This is a genomic window from Variovorax sp. SG517, from assembly GCF_013376045.1.
Taxonomy (GTDB): domain Bacteria; phylum Pseudomonadota; class Gammaproteobacteria; order Burkholderiales; family Burkholderiaceae_C; genus Variovorax.
In genome coordinates this window covers 1,005,458-1,025,387 of the sequence record NZ_JABMJG010000001.1, presented here as the reverse complement: position 1 = coordinate 1,025,387, position 19,930 = coordinate 1,005,458, and the positions used below count along the sequence as shown (strand labels likewise).

The following is a 19,930-nucleotide window of genomic DNA, read 5'->3' as shown; positions in this document are numbered from 1 at the left end:
TCGTCTGAGAGATGGGCCTCAGGCCTTCAGGCCCATGGCTTGCGCGGTGATCCAGTGCTTGACGAGGCGCGTGCGGTCGAAGCCGCGCATGCCCCAGTTGCGCAGTGCCTGCAGCGGGCCCAGGTTGTGCGCGAACAGCTGCTGCAGCCCGTCGGTCGCCAGGCTCATCTGCAGCACGTCGGCGCGGCGCGCGCGCTCGTAGCGGCGCAGCAGGCGCGCGTCGCCCACGCTGCGCCAGTAGTCGCGGTTCTTGATCACGTCGGCCAGTTCGGCGGCGTCGGCCAGGCCCAGGTTCAGGCCCTGGCCGGCGAGCGGGTGCACCGTGTGGGCCGCATCGCCCGCCAGCGCCCAGGAGCGACCCGGCTGCCCGGGCATGGCGCCGGTCCAGCGGTCGGCGATGGCGCGGGCCAGCGGCCAGGCGGCGCGCTCGCTGGTGAGCTTGAGCGCGCCGAGCGCGTTGTGGCTGGCCTCGGTGACCGCGGCGGCGAACTCTTCGTCGCCCTGCGCGAGAAGCTCGGGCGCGCGCAGCTGGTCGGCCGACCACACCAGCGCGAGCGTCTTGCCGTGCGTGCCGTCCAGCGGCAGCAGCGCGAGCACCTCGCCCTTGTCGTTGAACCACTGGCGCGCGATGCCGTCGTGCGACTGAGCGGCTTCGAGCCGCGCCGCGATCGCGTGCTGCGGATAGCGCGTGATCTCGTAGCTCACGCCGAGCGCTTCGCGCGTGGCGCTGGACTTGCCTTCGCACACCACCGTCAGCGGTGCGGCCACGGGCTCGTTCACCACTTCGATCTGGGGCTGGAAGCGCACCGCGTCGGCGAGCTGCTTTTCAAGTGCGGGCACGTCGACGATCCAGGCCAGCGCATCGACCTTCTGGCGCGCGGCGCTGAACTGCACCCGGCCGCCCTCGTCGCCATGCACCAGCATTTCGCGAACGGCCGTGGCGTGGGCCGCGTCGGGCCAGGCGCGCAGCGATTCGAGCAGCGCGCGCGAGGCGGTATTGAGCGCATAGGCGCGGATGTCTTCCTTGCCCTGCGCGGCCGGCGGCACCACCAGCGCGACGCGCACCCGCTCGCGGGCGAGCAGCAGGGCCAGCGTACGGCCGACGATGCCGGCGCCGCGAATGCAAACTTCGGGGGGGAGAGCCATCGAAGGATTGTAGGAGTTGCCCGTCCGGCGCGGACCCGGGGTCTTTTCCCGGTGGCCCAAGGTCTTGCCGCCGCTGCGATACGGGACAATCGCGGCCGAATTCCAAGGAAACCCCACCGTGTCCGCTTCCCAGCCCGCCTTCGATCTCCAGGCCACCATCTCGCGCCTGTTCGTCTACCCAGTGAAGTCCTGCGCCGGCGTCGAGCTCCCCGAAATGCTGCTGACCGAGACGGGGCTGGAGTTCGATCGCGCCTGGATGGTGGTCGACGCGCAGGGCGAGTTCGTCACCCAGCGGCAGCTGCCGCGCATGGCGCTGATCAAGCCGCAGATGAAGCACACCGAAGTGGTTCTGCGCGCGCCCGGCATGCTGGCGCTGCACCTGGCCTTCGACCGGGTCGAGAAGCCGGTGCGGGTGCGCGTGTGGAAGGACGAGGTGGCCGCCTACGACATGGGCGACATCGCCGCGCAGTGGTTCAGCGACTTCCTCTCCGAGCCCGGCAGGCCGCAGACCCTGCGCCTCGTGCGCTTCGACCCCGAGCACAGGCGCCTGTCGAGCATGAAGTGGACCGACGGCGTCGAGGCGCAGACCCAGTTCGCCGACGGCTACGCGCTGCTGGTGGCCAGCGAAGGCTCGCTGGCCGAGCTCAACGACCGCCTCGCGGCGCAGGGCCACGGGCCCGTGGGCATCGAGCGCTTCCGCCCGAACATCGTGCTCGCGGGCATCGAGTCGCACGACGAGGACCGCGTCGAGGCGCTGCACATCACCACCGGCGAGGGCGAGGCCGAACTGCGCCCCGTCAAGCCCTGCACGCGCTGCCCGATCCCCGACATCGACCCGGCCACCGCGCTGAGCAGCCCCGAAGTCGGCAACACGCTGCGCACCTACCGTGCCGACGCGCGCGTGGACGGCGGCATCACCTTCGGCATGAACTGCATCGTGATCCAGGGCGTGGAGCACACGCTCAAGGTGGGTCAGGTGGTGGGCGCGAACTACAAGTTCGAATGAATGACGGCGCCCGGGCGGCGCCTCAGAACTTCACTCCAGCGGTCAGGATGATGTTCGCGTAAGGCGTGCATTCGCCCGTGCGCACCATGGCGCGGGCCTTGGCCGTGCGGCGCTTGAATTCCTCGTGCGACACGGTCTGGGGCTTGATGCCCAGCGACTGCGGGTACCAGCCCGGCAGCTTCTTTTCGTTGCTGGCTAAGGCCTCTTCGGCGATCACGATGCCTTCCACATGCATCTCCGACAGCACGGCCTGCAGCACCTCGTCGAGCGTCGGCACGCCGCGGGCCACCGCGAGATCGATGCGGCGCGGGCCGTCGGGAATGGGCAGGCCGGCGTCGCCGAGCACGAGCATGTCGCCGTGGCCCAGCGAGGCGATCACGTGGGAGAGTTCGGCGTGCAGCAGGGCGGTGCGTTTCAAAGCTTGATCCAGTCGGGGGGCATGGGGCTGCGCAGCACGGCGTCGCGCTGCGGAATGGAGGGCTGGGCGCCGGGCTGCTGGATGCACAGCGCCGCGGCGCGGATGCCCAGGCGCACGGCCTCGTCGAAGGACTGGCCCTCGCCCAGCGCGACGGCGAGCGCGCCCAGGAAGGTGTCGCCGGCGGCCGTGGTGTCGACCGCCTGCACCTGCGGCGCGGGGTGATGGCGTGCGCCGTCCGCATCGATGGCCACCGCGCCGCGCGAGCCCAGCGTGACGACCACGCGCGCGATGCCCCTGGCGCGCAGCGCCCGGCCGGCCTGCGCGGCTTCCTGCGGGCTGTCGGCGGACTGGCCGCACAGCGTCTGCGCCTCGATCTCGTTGACCACCAGCGTGTCGATCTTCGGCCACAGCGGTTCGGCGATGGCCTGCACGGGCGAAGGGTTCAGCAGCACCTTGCAGCCCGCTTCATGCGCCACGGCAATGGCGCGCGCGACCTGTTCCAGCGGCGTCTCGAACTGCGTCACCAGGAAGGCGGCGCCTTGCACCTGCTGCCTCAGCGCGGCTTCATCGGCCTCCAGCCTGGCGTTGGCGCCCGGGATGATCACGATGCGGTTCTGGCCGCTGTCTTCCACCACGATCAGCGCCGTGCCCGTGGGCTCGCCCGCCACGGTGCGCAGGGCGGTGGTGTCGATGCCGTCGCGCCGCAGCGAATCGCGCAGGGCCGCGCCGTGCGCGTCGTCGCCGACGCAGCCGATCATCTGCACGTGGCCACCTTCGCGCGCGCAGCTCACGGCCTGGTTGGCGCCCTTGCCGCCGGGAATGGTGGCGATCGAGTGGCCCAGCAGGGTTTCGCCTGCAGCCGGCGCATGCGGCACGCGCAGCACCAGGTCCATGTTGAGGCTGCCGAGCACCACGATGCGCGGCGCCGGGGCTGGGCTGCTGGATGAAGGCTTCAGGCTCACGGGGTGCGGGACTTTCGGGTTGGCGTGGAAGGCGTTTCGGTTGTGGTGGATGCGGCGGCCCCGGCGGCGGCAGGCGCGGCGGGCTCGCGGAAGCTCGCATGCCGCGCGGTCGATGCGCGCACGCGCAGTTCGGGCTGCAGCACCACCTTGCGCGCGTCGCGGCGCTTGCCGCCGATGCGCTCGAGCAGCATGTCGACCGCCATAGCGCCGATGCGCTCCTTGGGCTGCGCCACGGTGGTGAGCGGGGGGCTGGTGTAGGCCGAGAGTTCGATGTCGTCGAAGCCGACGATCGAGAGCTCGTCGGGCACGCGCACGCCGCTTTCATGCGCCGCGCGCAGTGCGCCGATGGCCATCAGGTCGTTGCAGACGAACACGGCCGAGGGCTTCTGCTCGGTGCGCAGGATGGCGTGCATCGCCTCGTAGCCGCCCTGGCTGGTGAAGCCGCCGCGCCACAGCAGCGAATCGCCGTTGGCGAGGCTGGGCGTGGCGCCGGCCTCGACCAGCGCGATGCGCCAGCCTTCGATGCGCTGCTCGCTCGGCATCACGCCCGCCGGCCCGCCGATGCAGGCGATGCGCCTGTGGCCCAGGGACAGCAGGTGCCGCACCGCGAGCAGGCCGCCCTGCATGTGCGCGGTTTCCACCAGGTCGCAGGCCGGGTCGGCGATCTCGCGGTCGACCAGCACGGCCGGCATGCGCAGGCCGTGCAGCTGCTTCGCCAGTGCCTCGTCGTCGCCCTCGCCGGTCGACACCACGATCAGGCCGTCGATGCGGCGCTCGGCCAGCACCTGCAGGTACACGCTCTGGCGGCGGGGCTCGTCGTCGGTGTTGCACAGCACCAGCGTGTAGCCGGCGCCGAAGCAGCGGTCTTCCACGGTGCGCACGATCTCGGCGAAGTAGGGGTTCGAGCTGTTGGGAATCAGCATTCCCAGCGTCGAGGTGGTGTTGCTCTTCAGGCTGCGCGCCATCGCGTTGGGCACGTAGCCGAGCTCGCGGATGGCAAGCTCCACCCGCTCGCGCACCTTGGCGCTCACGTGGCGCGTGTCGTTGACCACGTGCGAGACGGTGGTGACCGACACCTCGGCCTTCAGTGCGACGTCCTTGATGGTGGCCATGGTTTTTCTTCCTGTTCCTGTGTGGTCCGGGCCCGATCAGGCCAGGCGGCGTTCCGCGCGGCGCTGGCGCAGGGTGTCGATGATGACCGCCACCACGATCACCGCGCCGGTGATGATCCGCTTGCTCGGTTCGCTGGCGCCCACCTGCGCGAGGCCGGCTTCGAGCACCGCGATGATCAGCACGCCGAAGAAGGTGTTGACGACCGAGCCGCGCCCGCCCATCAGGCTGGTGCCGCCGATGACCACGGCCGCGATCACCTGCAGCTCGATGCCCACGCCCGCGTTCGGGTCGGCGGCTTCGAGGCGGGCCGACTGCATCAGGCCCGCGAGGCCGGCCAGCAGCCCGGTGACCGCGAACACGATGATGCGGATGGGCCGCGGATCGACGCCCGCCAGGCGCATCGCCTCCTCGTTGGTGCCGATGCCCACCACGTGGCGGCCGAACACGGTGCGCGTGAGCACCAGCTGCCCGATGACCACCAGCACCACCGCCAGCACGAAGGCGGCGGAGATGCCGCCGATCCACGGCGCGGCCAGGCCCGAGATGGCGTCGCCCACGTACTGCGTGCGCGAATCGGTCACGAGGTAGGCGCCGCCGCGCACCGCCTCCAGCATGCCCAGCGACACGATGAAGCTCGGCAGCCGCCAGGCCACCGACACCGCGCCCGTGACCGTACCGCAGACCAGGCCCGTGGCCAGGCCGAGCGCGGCGGCCAGCGGCACCGAGAGCTTCCATTCGAGGATGGCGGCGGCGGTGACGGCGGCGCTGAGCGCCAGCACCGAGCCCACCGACAGGTCGATGCCCGCGATGATCAGCACGAAGGTCATGCCGACCGCCATCACGGCCAGCGCCGGGATTTCGTTGGCGATGGAGACGAAGGTCTCGCGCGTCAGGAAGTATTCGCTGAGCGAGCCGAAGAGGGCGATCATGCCCACGAGCACGACCGTCAGGCCCAGGTAGGTGCCGAGCTGGCCCTTGAGCGCGGAAGGCGCGGGCTTCGGAGTGGTGGTTGGGGAGGCGGCAGCGTTCATGGTGTGTCGGCGGTGACCGGGGACTGGGCGGGAACGGCGGAAATGGCGGATACCGTCGGCGGGTTGGCGGCGCGTCCTGTCGCGTCGCTGAATGCTGCGGCCAGCAGCGATTGTTCGGTCCACTCGCCGCGCTCGAACACGGCAACGAGTCGGCCGGCGCTCATCACGCCGATGCGGTCGCACATGGCCATGAGTTCGCGCAGGTCGCTCGAGACCATCAGCAGCGCCTTGCCGGCGTCGGTCATGCGGTCGAGCTCGGCGTAGAGGTCGGCGCGCGCGCCCACGTCCACGCCGCGCGTGGGTTCGTCCAGCAGCAGCACCTTGCATTCGCGGTGCAGCCAGCGCGCGAACACCACCTTCTGCTGGTTGCCGCCGCTGAGCGTGGCCACCGGCTGCTCGATGCTGCGCGAGCGGATGCGCAGCAGCTCCACCAGCTTGCGCGCGATGCCGCGCTCCCTGGCGCGCTGCAGCCAGCCGGCGTGCGAGATCGCGCCCAGGTCGCTCAGCGTGGCGTTGACGCGGATCGACTGCGGCAGCAGCAGGCCCTGCGACTTGCGGTCTTCGGTGACCAGGCCGATGCCGGCGCGGATGGCCTGCATCGGCGAGCGCCAGCCCTTGCGCGCCTGCTGCACGGGCTGGTTGTTTTCATAAAGGGTGATCTCGCCGCGATCGGCGCGATCGGCGCCGAACAGCAGCCGCACCAGTTCGGTCCGGCCCGAGCCGACCAGGCCGGCCAGGCCCATGACTTCGCCCGCGCGCAGGTCGATGTCGACGTCGCGAACGACCTGCGCCCGGCCGATGCCGCGCGCGCTCAGCAGCACCGGGCCGGCAACGCGGCGGTCGCGCCCTTCGTGCTCGTGCACCGCGCGGCCGACCATGCGCTGCACCAGCTCGGATTCGCGCACGCCGGCCATGGCGCGCACGTCCACCAGCCGGCCGTCGCGCAGCACCGCCACGCGGTCGGCGATGCGCTGCAGTTCTTCCAGGCGGTGCGACACGTAGACGATGGCCACGCCGCGAGCCTTCAGCAGGTCGATCTGCTCGAAGAGGTGCGAGGTTTCGCGCGGGGTGAGCATGGCGGTGGGCTCGTCGAGCACCAGCACGCGCGTGTCGTCCTGCAGGTTGCGCGCGATCTCCACCATCTGCTGCTGGCCGATGCCCAGCCGCGCCACCGGCGTGGCCGGATCGATGTTCTGCATGCCGATCTTGGCGAGCTGGCGGGCGGCCAGCTCATGCAGCTTGGCCTTGCGTATCCAGCCTGTCTTGTTGGGCAGGCGGTCGAGCAGCAGGTTCTCGGCCACCGACAGCGTGGTGACGAGGCCGAGCTCCTGCATGACCATGCGCACGCCCAGGCGTTCGGCGTCGCGGCGCGAGGCAGGCGCGAAGGGCTTGCCGTCGAGCAGCATCTGGCCGCGCGTGGGCTGCACCAGGCCGCAGACGATCTTCGACAGCGTGCTCTTGCCGGCGCCGTTCTCGCCCGTGAGGGCCAGCACTTCGCCGGGGTTGAGCACGAGCGAGACGTCGTCCAGCACCGGCGCCGCGTAGTCCTTGCCCATGGCGCTCAGGGAGAGCACGGGCAGGGCCGTTGTGAGATTCATGGCGGCGGATGCTGTCAACGTCTGCTCTTTCCGGTTTCTTACTTGGAGTCTTTGGTGACCAGGACCACGTCGGTCTTCACTTCGACTGGCATGTCGGCCTGCTTCTTGTTTTCGGCCAAGGCCTTCAGCGCGGTCTCGATGCCGAACACCGCCTGCTTGGCGGCGAACTGGTCGGCGGTGGCGAGCACGCGGCCGTCCTTCAGCATCGGCTTGATGGCGCCGATGTTGTCGTAGCCGACCACCAGCACCTTGCCGGTCTTGCCGGCGGCCTTGACGGCGGCCACGGCGCCCAGCGCCATGCTGTCGTTGCCCGCGAGCAGCGCCTTCAGGTCGGGATGCTCGCGCATCATGCCGGCGGCCACGGTGTTGCCCTTGTCGATTTCCCACTGGCCCGACTGCACGCCCACCACCGTCACGCCGGCGGCCTTCATCGCGTCCTGGTAGCCCAGCGTGCGCTGCTGCGCATTGAAGGTGGTCGACACGCCTTCGATGATGCCGACCTTGTCGCCCGACTTCAGCTCCTTGGCGAGCGCATCGCCCACCAGCTTGGCGCCGGCGCGGTTGTCGGGGCCCACGAACGGAACCTGGATGCCCTTTTCCTTGAGCGCGGCGGCGTCGAGCTGGTTGTCGATGTTGACCACCAGGATGCCCTTGTCGATGGCCGCCTTGATCGCGGGCACGAGGGCCTTCGAATCGGCCGGCGCGATGACCAGCGCGTTGATCTTCTGTGCCACCATCTGCTCGACCATCTTGATCTGCGCGGCGGTGTCGGTCTCGTCCTTGATGCCGTTGGCCACCAGCGTGTACTTGGAGGCGTTGGCCTTCTGGTGCGCCTTGGCGCCGTCTTCCATGGTGCGGAAGAATTCGTTGGCCAGCGACTTCATGACCAGTGCGACCTTCGGCTTGTCCTGCGCGAATGCGGACGTTCCGGCCAAGGCGCCCAGCAGCGTCAGGGCGGCAGCGCTTTGCAGGGTACGGCGGGTGAACTTCATGTGGATGTCTCCTGGGATGGTTGATCGGAACGGTGCGCCGGTCTTGGCCGGGGCGCCGATGTTAACTGAGGGAAACGTTTGCGCAAACGTTTGCGAATCGGTGCTAACCCTGATCGCGAAAGACGGCTCGCGGCGGCTCGAAGACCTGTCGGATGGGCATCCGGACATGCTCGCCTAAAATTGCGGGTTACCCAAGAGGACCTCCCATGAGTTTGCAATGCGGCATCGTCGGCCTGCCCAACGTCGGTAAATCCACCCTTTTCAATGCGCTGACCAAGGCCGGCATCGCGGCGGAAAACTATCCCTTCTGCACCATCGAGCCCAACGTGGGCGTGGTGGAAGTGCCCGACCCCCGCCTCGACCAGCTCGCCGAGATCGTCAAGCCCGAGCGCGTGGTGCCCGCCATCGTCGAGTTCGTCGACATCGCCGGCCTGGTGGCCGGCGCCAGCACCGGCGAAGGCCTGGGCAACAAGTTCCTGGCCCACATCCGCGAGACCGACGCCACCGTGAACGTGGTGCGCTGCTTCGACGACGAGAACGTGGTGCACGTGGCCGGCAAGGTCGACCCGATCTCCGACATCGAGGTGATCCAGACCGAACTCTGCCTGGCCGACCTCGCCACGGTCGAGAAGGCGCTGCACCGCCACACCAAGGTGGCTCGTTCGGGCGACAAGGACGCGCAGAAGCTCGTCGGCCTGCTCGAGCGCTGCCAGGCCGCGCTGAACGAGAACACGCCGGTGCGCGCGCTCGAGTTCACCAAGGAAGAGCAGCCGCTGGTCAAGAGCTTCACGCTGATCACCGCCAAGCCCGCGATGTTCGTGGGCAACGTGGCGGAAGACGGCTTCGAGAACAACTCCTACCTCGACCGCCTGCGCGAATACGCCGCCAAGCAGAACGCGCCCGTGGTCGCCATCTGCGCCAAGATCGAAGCCGACCTGGCCGAGATGGACGACGAGGACAAGAAGATGTTCCTCGCCGAGATCGGCCAGGAAGAGCCGGGCCTGAACCGCCTGATCCGCGCGGCCTTCAAGCTGCTGGGCCTGCAGACCTACTTCACCGCCGGCGTGAAGGAAGTGCGCGCCTGGACCATCCACATCGGCGACACCGGCCCGCAGGCCGCCGGCGTGATCCACGGCGACTTCGAGAAGGGCTACATCCGCGCCCAGACCATCGCGTTCGAGGACTACATCGCCTTCAAGGGCGAGCAGGGCGCGAAGGACGCGGGGAAGATGCGTTCGGAAGGCAAGGAATACGTCGTGAAGGATGGCGACGTGATGAACTTCCTGTTCAGCTCATAACAAGGCTCACCCCCAGGCTGCGCGCACTTCGTGTCGCTGCGCCAACCCCCTTCCGGGGGCAACACCTGAGGCCCGGCAAAGCCGGTTCCTCGGTGTTTCGCGAAAAGGCTCCTTGGGTTTTCGAGGGCGTTGTTGGATAGACTCCGCGCGCCCTTTCTCTCCTCCCAAGGCCAGCCCCATGCTCACCGTCCACCACCTCAACAACTCCCGCTCGCAGCGCGTTCTCTGGCTGCTCGAGGAGCTGGAGCTGCCCTACGAGATCGTGCACTACCAGCGCGATCCGCAGACCATGTTGGCGCCCGCTTCGCTGCGGGCCGTTCATCCGCTGGGAAAGTCGCCGGTCGTCACGACGGATGACGGACTGACGCTCGCGGAGTCGGGTGCGATCATCGAGACGGTGATCGAGCGCTACGGCAATGGCCGGCTTGCGCCCGCCGCGGGCTCTGCGGAGGCGGTGCGCTATCGCTACTGGCTGCATTTCGCGGAAGGCACGGCCATGTCTCCGCTGCTGCTGAAGCTGATCTTCGACCGTATCGAGACCGGCAAGATGCCTTTCTTCGCGAGGCCGGTGGCCAAGGCGATCGCGGCGAAGACGAAGTCGGCGTTCATCAATCCGAACATCGCGAGCCACCTGAACTACATGGAGGCCGAGCTCGGCAGGAGCGAGTGGTTCGCGGGCGACGCGTTCACCGGCGCGGACATCCAGATGAGCTTCGTGGTCGAGGCCGCGCGGGCGCGCGGCGGGCTCGATGCGAAGAGGCCGAAGCTGATGGCGTACCTGGAGCGCATCCATGCGCGTCCCGCCTACAAGCGAGCGCTGGAGCGCGGCGGGCCTTACGCCTTGCTGAACTGAGCCGCGGCGGCGGCTTCAGGATGGAAACACGTGCAGCAGCGCGACCGTCATCGTGATGTAGCGCAGGAACTTCCCGATCGCCATGTAGGCCACGCAGGGCCAGAACGGCAGCTTGAGCCAGCCCGCCACCGCGCACAGCGGATCGCCCACCAGCGGCAGCCAGCTCAGCAGGCAGGCCTTGGGGCCGAGTTTCTCGAGCCAGCCCAGAACGCGCACATGATGTTTCGAGTGCGAGTATTTGTCGGCGACCTTGTGCGCGCCGTAGCCCATCCACCAGTCGACCGCGCCGCCCAGCGTGTTGCCCACGGTCGCCACTGCGATGGCGGGCCAGAACATGTCGGGATTGAGCTTGAGCAGGCCGAAGAGAAATGGCTCGGAGCCCACCGGCAGAAGCGTCGCCGAGACGAAGGCCGCCACGAAGAGCGTGGAGAGTCCGTACTGCGGCAGCGCCAGCAGCGCAAGGAGAGAGTCGAGCCAGGCTTGCATAGGGTCGGCGCAGTATAGGCAGCGCGGACACCGCCGACGCGTGGGAGAAAGCCCCGGCGCGCACCGGTATTTGTACGGGGTACCGAGGCGCAAATCGTTTCAGTCGCTGAAATGCGGCGTGGCTACAATCGTGCCTCATTTTTCAGCAGCCGAACGCGCAGCTCCCCCTTCCAAATGACCTTGCAGATCGGCAACCACACGCTGGAAAACCGCCTGTTCGTCGCGCCCATGGCCGGCGTGACGGACCGGCCTTTCCGCATGCTGTGCCGCGCGCTCGGCGCGGGCTACGCGGTCAGCGAGATGGTCACCTCGCGCAAGGAGCTCTGGGGTTCGCTCAAGACGTCGCGCCGTGCCAACCACGACGGCGAGCCGGGCCCCATTGCGGTGCAGATCGCCGGCACCGACGCGGCCATGATGGCCGAGGCCGCGGTCTACAACATCGAGCGCGGCGCGCAGATCATCGACATCAACATGGGCTGCCCGGCCAAGAAGGTCTGCAACAAGTGGGCGGGTTCGGCGCTCATGCGCGACGAGCCGCTGGCGCTGGAGATCGTGCAGGCCGTGGTCGATGCCGCGCAGCCCTTCGGCGTGCCGGTCACGCTCAAGATGCGCACCGGCTGGAGCCAGGAGCACCGCAACGCGGTGAAGCTGGCGCGCGACTTCGAATCGGCCGGCGTGCAGATGCTCACCGTTCACGGACGCACGCGCGAGCAGGGCTACAAGGGCTTCGCAGAGTACGACACCATCGCCGCCGTGAAGGCAGCGGTGCGCATCCCGGTGGTGGCCAACGGCGACATCCGCTCGCCCGAGAAGGCGCGCGACGTGCTCGCGGCCACCGGCGCCGACGCCGTGATGGTCGGCCGCGCCGCGCAGGGCCGCCCGTGGATCTTCCGCGAGATCGCGCACTTCCTGGAAACCGGCACCCACCGCGCGCCGCCGCTGGTGGCGGAGGTGCGCCGCTTGCTGCTCGACCACCTGGTGGAGCACTATGCGCTCTACGGCGACTACAGCGGTGTGCGCACGGCGCGCAAGCACATCGGCTGGTACGTGCGCACGCTGCCCGACGGCGAAGCGTTCCGCGCACGCATGAACATCATCGAGGACTGTGCCGAGCAGCTGCGCGCGGTCGGCGACTATTTCGACGGGCTCGCGGACCGCATGGACCGCATGCCCGTGCAGCACCTGGTGGACGAAGAGGCGTTGCCAGGTGAAGAGGAGACGGCCTGCGCCGTCGATTGAAAAAAGAGAAGAAGCAATGAGCAAGAAACACATCGAGGACTGCGTGCGCACCAGTCTGGACAGCTACTTTCGCGATCTGCGCGGCACCGAACCCGACGGCATGTACGACATGCTCGTGCGCGTGGTCGAGAAACCCCTGCTCGATGTCGTGATGACGCGCGCCGAGGGCAACCAGTCGAAGGCCGCGCAATGGCTGGGCCTGAATCGCAACACGCTCCGCAAGAAATTGGTCGAGCACAAACTTTTGAAATAACTCCACGGCATATCCAATGGCCCAGACTGCACTCATCTCCGTTTCCGACAAGACCGGCATCCTCGAATTCGCCCAGGCGCTGCATGCGCTGGGCATCAAGCTGCTGTCCACCGGCGGCACCGCCAAGCTGCTGGCCGATGCCGGCCTGCCCGTCACCGAGGTGGCCGACCACACCGGCTTTCCCGAAATGCTCGACGGCCGCGTGAAGACGCTGCATCCGAAGATCCACGGCGGCCTGCTCGCGCGCCGCGACCTGCCCGCGCACGTGGCCGCCATCAAGGAACACGGCATCGACACCATCGACCTGCTGGTGGTCAACCTGTACCCGTTCGAGGCCACGGTGGCCAAGCCCGGCTGCACGCTGGAAGACGCGATCGAGAACATCGACATCGGCGGTCCGGCCATGGTGCGCAGCGCGGCCAAGAACTGGAAGGACGTGGGCGTGCTCACCGACTCGTCGCAGTACGCGGTGGCGCTGGCCGAACTTAAGGCGAACGGCAAGCTCAGCGACAAGACCAAGTTCGCGTTCTCGGTGGCCGCGTTCAACCGCATCGCCGACTACGACGGCGCGATCAGCGACTACCTCTCGGCCATCGACTTCGACGCCAGCATCGGCCAGCCCGCGCCCAAGCGCTCGCTGTTCCCGGCGCAGAGCAACGGCCGCTTCGTGAAGGTGCAGGACCTGCGCTACGGCGAGAACCCGCACCAGCAGGCCGCGTTCTACCGCGACCTGCATCCGGCGCCCGGCTCGCTCGTTTCGGCGAAGCAGCTGCAGGGCAAGGAACTGAGCTACAACAACATCGCCGACGCCGACGCGGCATGGGAATGCGTGAAGAGCTTCGACGTGCCCGCCTGCGTGATCGTGAAGCACGCCAACCCCTGCGGCGTGGCCATCGGCAAGGACGCGGCCGAGGCCTATTCCAAGGCCTTCAAGACCGACCCGACCTCGGCCTTCGGCGGCATCATCGCCTTCAACCGTCCGGTGGACGGCGCGACCGCGCAGGAGATCGCCAAGCAGTTCGTCGAGGTGCTGATGGCGCCCGGCTACACGCCCGAGGCGCTCGAGGTGTTCCAGGCCACCAAGGCCAAGCTGAACGTGCGCGTGCTCGAGATCGCGCTGCCCAAGGGTGGTGCCACCGACTGGGACAACGGCCGCAATGCCATGGACGTCAAGCGCGTCGGCTCGGGCCTGCTGATCCAGACGGCCGACAACCACGAGCTCGCCGCCAGCGACCTCAAGGTGGTCAGCAAGAAGCAGCCCACGCCGCAGCAGCTGCAAGACCTGCTGTTCGCCTGGAAGGTCGCCAAGTACGTGAAGAGCAATGCGATCGTGTTCTGCGCCAACGGCATGACCATGGGCGTGGGCGCCGGCCAGATGAGCCGCCTCGATTCGGCGCGCATCGCCAGCATCAAGGCGGAGCATGCCGGCCTCTCGCTGAAGGACACGGCTGTGGCCAGCGACGCTTTCTTCCCGTTCCGCGACGGCCTCGACGTGGTGGTCGATGCGGGCGCGAGCTGCGTGATCCAGCCGGGCGGCTCGATGCGCGACCAGGAAGTCATCGACGCTGCGGACGAGCGCGGCGTGGTGATGGTGCTGTCGGGCGTGCGGCACTTCCGTCACTGACCCCGCACTGATCGACCGGCGCCCGTGCCAGGGCGCGGCCGGGCCGTCCGCTAGCTCTTCGCTGGCGTGCGCGACCCGGCCTTTTTGTTTTGGGGTGATGCTGCCGTTTCGGCACTGGACTCCGCTGCGCCCGCGAGCAGCGACATGAAGAAATCCAGCGTGCCCGCCATCGTCTTCGCGGTCGACCGGCGCGAAAGGCTCCATTCAGGAAAGTGTCCGTCCACGGCCATGCGTGCCAGGCCATAGACCAGTGCGCGCGCGGCGATCTGCGCGTGCGCGGCATCGGTGGCATTCGTCGTGCTGCCGCTTTGCGCGAATGCCTCGTCGAACAGCTTGCGCATTTGCGCGCGGATCGTGTCGTTGTCGCTGCGCAGGCTCGGCGAATCGTCGTAGTCGATCAGCGAGCGTTCGCTGATGACGCGAAAGTGCGTCGGGTTCGAGCGTGCCCATTCGATGTAGGCATGGCCGATGGCGCCGAAGCGCGCCAGCGGTGGTGCTTCGGCGGCGGCCGCCACGGCTTCTTCCACATGCGCGCGAAGGCGCTGCGTCGCCTGCTCGGCCACGGCCGTCAGCAGCGCGGTCTTGGTTGCGAAATGACGGAACGGCGCGCCCGGCGACACGCCCGCGCGCTTGGCCGCTTCGCGCACGCTGAGCTTGTCGAGGCCGTCGCGCTCGATCAGCTCGACGGCCGCCTCGATCAGCGCCTCGCGCAGGTTGCCGTGGTGATAGGCGCGGGGTTCGGGAGCGGGCGGAGAGGGGGTGCGGGTGGCCATGGGGACGGAGCTTGCTGCATTCGATGTAAGCGCTGCTTATTTTGCGCTAGACTGCGCCTCGCCGCGATGTATGCATTGATTACATATGCGGTATCCGAACCATTTCCATCCATCGTTCCGACTGGAGTTCTCATGCGCATCCGTCTTGCTTTTCTGTTCGCCGCGGCCCTTTGGGCAGGCGCGGCATCGGCCCAGGAATCCGCGCCGACATTGCAGATCGTCTGGCCGCCCGAAGGGGCTGTCGTGCAACTGGGCAGCGATGCCGAGCGCGCCATCGGCGTGGTCGTGCAGAGCAACTACAGGCTGCTCGCCGCCGGTCAATGCGGCGGCGACAAGCGTTGTGGCCACATCCACATGAAGATCGATCCCGAAGGCGACAGCTGCAACCTGCCGGGCCGTCCCTACAACAGCATGAACAGCGATTTCGGCGGGGAGCTGATCAAGGCGCGCTTCGGTCCATGCCCGTCGCCGACGGGAGAGCACGTGATCGGCATCCTGCTGGCCGACGACCACCACAGGCCTGTCCTGGTGGACGGCAAGCCGGTGACCAGGCTCGTGAAAGTCACGACCCGATAGACAAGCCGAAGGTCCGGCTTACTCGTGCGTGCCGAAGCGGTACTTCAGCTGGAAGGTCACGGCGCCGTACAGCCGGTTCTTGATCGTCGGCACGTAGGCGATGTTGAGGCCCCAGTTCTTGCCCTCGATGGCGGCCACCGGAAGGATGGCCGGGAACCAGTTGCCGTTGCGGTAGTTGGGGTAGCCGTCGAAACCGCCCACCACCGCGCCGAACTTCACGCCGTAGAAATCGAAGGGCAGGGCGTACAGCCCCACGTAGTTCGACTGCCGGCGGTCGCTGTTGCGGAAGGTGCCCGCCGTCACGCGGAAGGTGTCGTTCAGCGGGTACTCGAAGCCCAGCCCCTGGTTGACGTTCTCCAGCCCCTTGCCGCTGTCGAAGTGGGCCGAATAGAAGCCGGGGTTGATCCAGATGTTCTTCGGATCGAAGGACGACTCCTGCGCCGCCGCGAAGCCGGGAACGAGAAGAGCGATGCTCAGGGCCGGCAGCGTGCGCAGGGGATTCATGGTGGCTAGGGTGTCCTGAAGATTTGTCGTGCGGCTTCGATGGTTGCGGCGATGTCTTCGTCGCTGTGGGCCGCGCTCACGAAGCCTGCTTCGTAAAGCGCGGGCGCAATATACACGCCGCGATCCAGCAGACCGTGAAACAACGCATTGAACTTCGCGTTGTCGGTTGTCATCACGGTGGCATAGTTCTGCGGCAGTTCCTTCATCAGGAAGAAGCCGAACATGCCGCCTTCGCTGTCGGCGCTGAAGGGCTGGCCTTCGGCTGCGGCAGCGGCCTTGAGCCCGTCGACGAGCGAGCGCGTCTTCTTGCCCAGCGCTTCGTAGAAACCGGGCTTCGCGATCTCCTTCAGCGTGGCGAGTCCGCAGGCCGTGGCCACCGGATTGCCCGACAGCGTGCCGGCCTGGTAGACCGGCCCCAGCGGCGCGAGCTGCTCCATGATCGCGCGCGGCCCGCCGAAGGCCGCGAGAGGCATGCCGCCACCGATGACCTTGCCGAGCACCGTGAGGTCGGGCTTGATGCCCAGCACGCCCTGCGCGCCGTGCAGGCCCACGCGAAAGCCCGTCATCACCTCGTCGAAGACCAGCAGGGCGCCGTGCTGCGTGCAGAGCTCGCGGCAGCGGCGAGCGAACTCGGGCGTGGCGCGCACGAAGTTCATGTTGCCGGCGATCGCCTCGATCATCAGGCAGGCGATGTCCTTGCCGTGCAGCGCGAAGGCTTCTTCCAGCTGCTGCAGGTTGTTGTACTCGAGCACGATGGTGTGCTGCACCACCTCGGGCGGCACGCCCGCGGAGGTGGGGTTGCCGAAGGTGGCGAGGCCGGAGCCGGCCTTCACGAGCAGCGCGTCGGCGTGGCCGTGGTAGCAGCCCTCGAACTTGACGATGCTCTTGCGGCCGGTGGCGCCGCGCGCCAGGCGCAGCGCGCTCATGGCGGCCTCGGTGCCGGAGCTGACCAGGCGCACCATTTCCATCGACGGCACCAGCGCGAGGATGGCTTCGGCCAGTTCGATCTCGCGCTCGGTCGGCGCGCCGTACGAGAAGCCCTCGAGCACGGCCTTCTGCACGGCCTCGACCACGGCGGGGTGGCCATGGCCCAGGATCATCGGGCCCCAGGAGCCGATGTAGTCGATGTAGCGCTTGTCGTTGGCGTCCCAGAAATAGGCGCCCTGGGCGCGCTGGATGAAGCGGGGCGTGCCGCCCACGGCCTTGAAGGCGCGCACGGGCGAATTGACGCCCCCGGGAATCACGGCGCGGGCGCGCTCGAAAAGAATGTCGTTGCGATCGGTATTTGGCATCGGGACTCAGCAGGGGTTTTCAGTGGGGCCGCCCCGCCCCTAGCAGGGGTTGGCGAAGCGACACGAAGTGCGCGCAGCCTGGGGGCGAGCAACATTTCAGTGTCGGGTGTCGTGGGGAGGGAGGGCGAAGTCGGGCGGCGTGTCGGGGTCTTCGCCGCCTTCCTCATCCTCGGGTTCGGCCCAGAACAGGCGATCGGGCAGCACGTGGCCCATGCCGGGGCGGAAGCCGGCGTCGAGGCAGCGGTCCATATAGGCCAGGGCTTCGGTGGTCGCCGCCACCAGGTCGGTGCCGCTGGCGAGCAGGGCGGCCAGCGCGGCCGAGAGCGTGTCGCCGGCGCCGGCGAAGACAGCCTCGAGCCGCTCGTATTTCTCGCTGGCGAGCACCGTCTGCGGCGAGGCCAGCACGTTGTCGATGTACTGGTCCGGCAGCATCAGCCCGGTGACCAGCGTGTAGGCCACGCCGAACTCGCCGGCGGCCTTGGCGATGTCGCGCGCGCCGGGCGGCCGGTCGCCGTTCCAGTCCGGAAGCAGCCAGCGCCACAGGGTGCTGTGGTTTCCAACCAACACTGTCGTCTGGGGCAGGACGAGTTCGCGAAAAGCGTCCAGATAGGGCTCGATGAGGTTCTCGTCCCACCACGAAAGGTTGGGCATGTAGGCCACCACGGGCACCTCCGGATAGTCGGCGGCGGTTTCCGCGATGGTGCTGAGCGCCTCGGTGGTGCCGGCGAAGCCGACCTTGATCAGTTGCACCTCCACGTCCTCCAGGATGGCGCGCGCCTGCTCCGCGATGGCTTCCTCGTCGAAGGGGAAGTGATCGAAAATCTCAGCCGTGTCGCGGGCATAGGCACCCGTGACTACCGGCAGGATGTGTGCGCCTACCGACCCCATGGCCAGGGCGTCGGCCCCCAGGCCGCCCGCCCCGCTGGGATCGCTGGCGTTGAACACCAGTACGCAGGGGGGATTCAGGTCGCGTTCGGCCAGTTCGCCGCCGTCCTGCGAGGGGTCGTTAAGATCGCCCGGTTTGCGGGCGCTGTCTGCTGGAAGTAAGAAGATGGTCATACGCCGTGCGGAATCCCCTGGATGGTGGCATAGGCGCGACGTTTATCGTCTGCCAGTGAGATACGCATAGATACACTCGTTGCATTTAATGAACAAGGACTTTAAGCTCCGATGAATACGAAAACTTGGATGTGCCTGATTTGTGGGTGGATCTATGACGAAGCGGTTGGTGTACCGGAGGACGGCATCGCGGCAGGCACGGCCTGGGCCGATGTGCCGATGAACTGGACCTGTCCTGAGTGCGGTGCGCGCAAGGAAGACTTCGAAATGGTTGAAATCTGAAAGCATGGCATAGATAGAGCTACGCGGTCTGCGTCGATGTTCGGCGCGGCGGGCTTCCGAGTCTCATGAGCAGGAGCGTTTGCAATGGGCCCGAATGGATCTGGTTACAAAGTGCTGGTCATTGACGACAGCAACACCATCCGGCGCAGTGCCGAGATTTTTTTGAAGCAGGGTGGGCACGAGGTTCTTCTCGCGGAAGACGGCTTCGACGCGCTCTCCAAGGTTAACGACCACAAGCCGCATCTGATTTTCTGCGACATCCTCATGCCGCGCCTGGACGGCTACCAGACCTGCGCCATCATCAAGCGCAACGCCCACTTTTCCAACGTCCCGGTCGTCATGCTGTCGTCGAAAGACGGTGTATTCGACAAGGCGCGCGGCCGAATGGTCGGATCGCAAGACTACCTGACCAAGCCTTTCACCAAAGACCAGCTGCTGCAGGCCGTGCAGCAGTTTGGCACCGTTCAACAGGAAGTGCAGTAATGCCTATTCGCAAAATCCTCGTCGTCGACGACTCCAAGACGGAACTGGTGTTCCTGACCGACCTCCTCCAGAAGAACGGCTTTGCCGTCAAGACGGCCGAAAACGCCGACGACGCCATGCGCCGCCTCGAGGAAGAGCACCCCGACCTGATCCTCATGGACGTGGTCATGCCCGGCCAGAACGGCTTCCAGCTCACGCGCGCCATCGCCCGCGACCCGAAGTACGCCGCCATCCCGATCATCCTGTGCACCAGCAAGAACCAGGAGACCGACCGCGTCTGGGGCATGCGCCAGGGCGCGCGCGACTACATCGTGAAGCCGGTCAACGCAGCCGACCTGATGTCCAAGATCAGCGCGCTGAACTGAGCGAAAGCCTGCCGAGTCCATGGCGAATCGCGATGCTCTGAGAGCCTTCCAGTCCCGGCTGGCGAGCCGGCTGCAGGCCGCTCGCACGACGGGCGTGGCCGCCACGTGGCTGGCGGTCGAGGCGGGCGAGGGCAAATACCTCTTTCCGCTGGGACACGCCGGCGAGATCTTTCCCTGGACGCCGCCGCAGCCCGTGCCCTACACGGAGCCGTGGTTCCTCGGCGTCGCCAACCTGCGCGGCGGCCTCTACGGCGTCGTGCAGCTTTCGGCGTTCGCCACCGGCGTTCCTACCGCGCTGGCCGCCACCGAGGCGGCGCGCATCCAGTCGCGGCTCGTTGCTTTCAACGAGCTGCTCGAAGTCAACTGCGCATTGCTGGTCGATCGACTGGCGGGGTTGCGGGGGGCGGAGGCCTTCACGGCGTCCGAACCTCCTGGCGCAGAAGCACCTGCCTGGCACGGGCATCTGTTTACCGATGCAGCGGGGGAGCGCTGGCAGGAAGTCAACCTGCAGGCGCTTTCGCAGCAACCCCAGTTTTTGAGTATTGGTGCGTAGCAGTGCCCCCGCACGCCGTACCGG

The 19,930-nt window shown here is 67.6% G+C and carries 23 protein-coding genes; 11 read left to right on the top strand and 12 right to left on the bottom strand.

Going from position 1 to position 19,930, the window contains the following annotated elements; translation table 11 throughout:
- Positions 1-18 precede the first annotated feature (18 nt).
- Positions 19-1,146, bottom strand: a complete 1,128-nt coding sequence (locus FHT32_RS04755; protein ID WP_176663451.1) for an FAD-dependent monooxygenase — start codon at positions 1,144-1,146, stop codon at positions 19-21.
- A gap of 118 nt (positions 1,147-1,264) precedes the next feature.
- Here FHT32_RS04755 and FHT32_RS04750 point away from each other — a divergent pair, with 118 nt between their 5' ends.
- Complete coding sequence (locus FHT32_RS04750) at positions 1,265-2,152, top strand: MOSC N-terminal beta barrel domain-containing protein (RefSeq protein ID WP_176663450.1); 888 nt, start codon at positions 1,265-1,267, stop codon at positions 2,150-2,152.
- A 22-nt stretch (positions 2,153-2,174) separates the two neighbouring features.
- On the opposite strand, the gene rbsD is transcribed toward FHT32_RS04750, so the two are convergent.
- Genes rbsD through FHT32_RS04720 form a run of 6 tightly spaced genes read right to left on the bottom strand, consistent with a single transcriptional unit; the run spans position 2,175 to position 8,266 of the window.
- Positions 2,175-2,570: a D-ribose pyranase gene (gene rbsD, locus FHT32_RS04745; protein ID WP_176663449.1), complete on the bottom strand. Its 396-nt coding sequence runs from the start codon at positions 2,568-2,570 to the stop codon at positions 2,175-2,177.
- On the bottom strand, positions 2,567-3,532 hold the full coding sequence (gene rbsK, locus FHT32_RS04740) for a ribokinase (protein ID WP_176663448.1): 966 nt from the start codon (positions 3,530-3,532) through the stop codon (positions 2,567-2,569). Before rbsK ends, rbsD begins: the two co-directional genes overlap by 4 nt.
- The gene (locus tag FHT32_RS04735) at positions 3,529-4,644 is read right to left on the bottom strand and encodes a LacI family DNA-binding transcriptional regulator (protein ID WP_176663447.1); all 1,116 of its coding nucleotides are present in this window, start codon (positions 4,642-4,644) and stop codon (positions 3,529-3,531) included. The genes rbsK and FHT32_RS04735 overlap by 4 nt, the downstream gene beginning before the upstream one ends.
- Positions 4,645-4,680: 36 nt before the next feature.
- Positions 4,681-5,676: an ABC transporter permease gene (locus tag FHT32_RS04730; RefSeq protein WP_176663446.1), complete on the bottom strand. Its 996-nt coding sequence runs from the start codon at positions 5,674-5,676 to the stop codon at positions 4,681-4,683.
- Positions 5,673-7,274 (bottom strand): sugar ABC transporter ATP-binding protein, encoded by a 1,602-nt coding sequence (locus FHT32_RS04725; protein WP_176663445.1) that lies wholly within the window; start codon positions 7,272-7,274, stop codon positions 5,673-5,675. The genes FHT32_RS04730 and FHT32_RS04725 overlap by 4 nt, the downstream gene beginning before the upstream one ends.
- Before the next feature lie 38 nt (positions 7,275-7,312).
- Entirely contained in the window at positions 7,313-8,266 is a 954-nt protein-coding gene (locus FHT32_RS04720; RefSeq protein ID WP_176663444.1) for a sugar ABC transporter substrate-binding protein, read from the bottom strand.
- Between the two features lie 206 nt (positions 8,267-8,472).
- Between FHT32_RS04720 and ychF the strand changes: the two genes are divergently transcribed.
- Entirely contained in the window at positions 8,473-9,564 is a 1,092-nt protein-coding gene (ychF, locus tag FHT32_RS04715; protein WP_176663443.1) for a redox-regulated ATPase YchF, read from the top strand.
- Between the two features lie 178 nt (positions 9,565-9,742).
- Positions 9,743-10,417: a glutathione S-transferase gene (locus tag FHT32_RS04710; RefSeq protein WP_176663442.1), complete on the top strand. Its 675-nt coding sequence runs from the start codon at positions 9,743-9,745 to the stop codon at positions 10,415-10,417.
- A 15-nt stretch (positions 10,418-10,432) separates the two neighbouring features.
- On the opposite strand, the gene FHT32_RS04705 is transcribed toward FHT32_RS04710, so the two are convergent.
- Positions 10,433-10,903 (bottom strand): YqaA family protein, encoded by a 471-nt coding sequence (locus tag FHT32_RS04705; RefSeq protein WP_176663441.1) that lies wholly within the window; start codon positions 10,901-10,903, stop codon positions 10,433-10,435.
- Between the two features lie 174 nt (positions 10,904-11,077).
- Here FHT32_RS04705 and dusB point away from each other — a divergent pair, with 174 nt between their 5' ends.
- From dusB to purH, 3 genes are read left to right on the top strand one after another with little or no spacing between them, the layout of a single operon-like run.
- The gene (dusB, locus tag FHT32_RS04700) at positions 11,078-12,142 is read left to right on the top strand and encodes a tRNA dihydrouridine synthase DusB (RefSeq protein ID WP_176663440.1); all 1,065 of its coding nucleotides are present in this window, start codon (positions 11,078-11,080) and stop codon (positions 12,140-12,142) included.
- A gap of 16 nt (positions 12,143-12,158) precedes the next feature.
- Positions 12,159-12,395, top strand: coding sequence for a Fis family transcriptional regulator (locus FHT32_RS04695; protein WP_093205644.1), 237 nt, complete (start codon positions 12,159-12,161; stop codon positions 12,393-12,395).
- Positions 12,396-12,411: 16 nt separating this feature from the next.
- On the top strand, positions 12,412-14,019 hold the full coding sequence (purH, locus tag FHT32_RS04690) for a bifunctional phosphoribosylaminoimidazolecarboxamide formyltransferase/IMP cyclohydrolase (protein WP_176663439.1): 1,608 nt from the start codon (positions 12,412-12,414) through the stop codon (positions 14,017-14,019).
- A 50-nt stretch (positions 14,020-14,069) separates the two neighbouring features.
- Here the strand turns inward: purH and FHT32_RS04685 are convergent, their stop codons facing one another.
- Complete coding sequence (locus tag FHT32_RS04685) at positions 14,070-14,792, bottom strand: TetR/AcrR family transcriptional regulator (RefSeq protein ID WP_176663438.1); 723 nt, start codon at positions 14,790-14,792, stop codon at positions 14,070-14,072.
- Between the two features lie 132 nt (positions 14,793-14,924).
- Here FHT32_RS04685 and FHT32_RS04680 point away from each other — a divergent pair, with 132 nt between their 5' ends.
- Positions 14,925-15,368 (top strand): hypothetical protein, encoded by a 444-nt coding sequence (locus FHT32_RS04680; RefSeq protein ID WP_256098863.1) that lies wholly within the window; start codon positions 14,925-14,927, stop codon positions 15,366-15,368.
- A gap of 18 nt (positions 15,369-15,386) precedes the next feature.
- Here the strand turns inward: FHT32_RS04680 and FHT32_RS04675 are convergent, their stop codons facing one another.
- The 3 genes from FHT32_RS04675 to FHT32_RS04665 form a co-directional block, all read right to left on the bottom strand.
- Positions 15,387-15,872: a hypothetical protein gene (locus FHT32_RS04675; RefSeq protein WP_176663437.1), complete on the bottom strand. Its 486-nt coding sequence runs from the start codon at positions 15,870-15,872 to the stop codon at positions 15,387-15,389.
- Positions 15,873-15,877: 5 nt separating this feature from the next.
- Positions 15,878-17,164, bottom strand: coding sequence for a glutamate-1-semialdehyde 2,1-aminomutase (gene hemL, locus FHT32_RS04670; protein ID WP_176663436.1), 1,287 nt, complete (start codon positions 17,162-17,164; stop codon positions 15,878-15,880).
- Positions 17,165-17,260: 96 nt separating this feature from the next.
- Positions 17,261-18,223 carry a bifunctional hydroxymethylpyrimidine kinase/phosphomethylpyrimidine kinase gene (locus FHT32_RS04665; RefSeq protein WP_176663435.1) on the bottom strand — a complete coding sequence of 321 codons (963 nt, stop codon included), beginning with the start codon at positions 18,221-18,223 and terminating at the stop codon, positions 17,261-17,263.
- A gap of 111 nt (positions 18,224-18,334) precedes the next feature.
- Between FHT32_RS04665 and FHT32_RS04660 the strand changes: the two genes are divergently transcribed.
- From FHT32_RS04660 to FHT32_RS04645, 4 genes are all read left to right on the top strand, one after another.
- A complete protein-coding gene (locus tag FHT32_RS04660; protein WP_007838397.1) occupies positions 18,335-18,505 on the top strand; it encodes a rubredoxin in 171 nt (56 codons plus the stop codon).
- An 84-nt stretch (positions 18,506-18,589) separates the two neighbouring features.
- Positions 18,590-18,988: a PleD family two-component system response regulator gene (locus tag FHT32_RS04655; protein WP_093205631.1), complete on the top strand. Its 399-nt coding sequence runs from the start codon at positions 18,590-18,592 to the stop codon at positions 18,986-18,988.
- The gene (locus tag FHT32_RS04650; protein ID WP_081271090.1) at positions 18,988-19,353 is read left to right on the top strand and encodes a response regulator transcription factor; all 366 of its coding nucleotides are present in this window, start codon (positions 18,988-18,990) and stop codon (positions 19,351-19,353) included. Before FHT32_RS04655 ends, FHT32_RS04650 begins: the two co-directional genes overlap by 1 nt.
- Before the next feature lie 19 nt (positions 19,354-19,372).
- Positions 19,373-19,906 carry a chemotaxis protein CheW gene (locus FHT32_RS04645; RefSeq protein WP_176663434.1) on the top strand — a complete coding sequence of 178 codons (534 nt, stop codon included), beginning with the start codon at positions 19,373-19,375 and terminating at the stop codon, positions 19,904-19,906.
- The last annotated feature ends 24 nt before the right edge of the window (positions 19,907-19,930 follow it).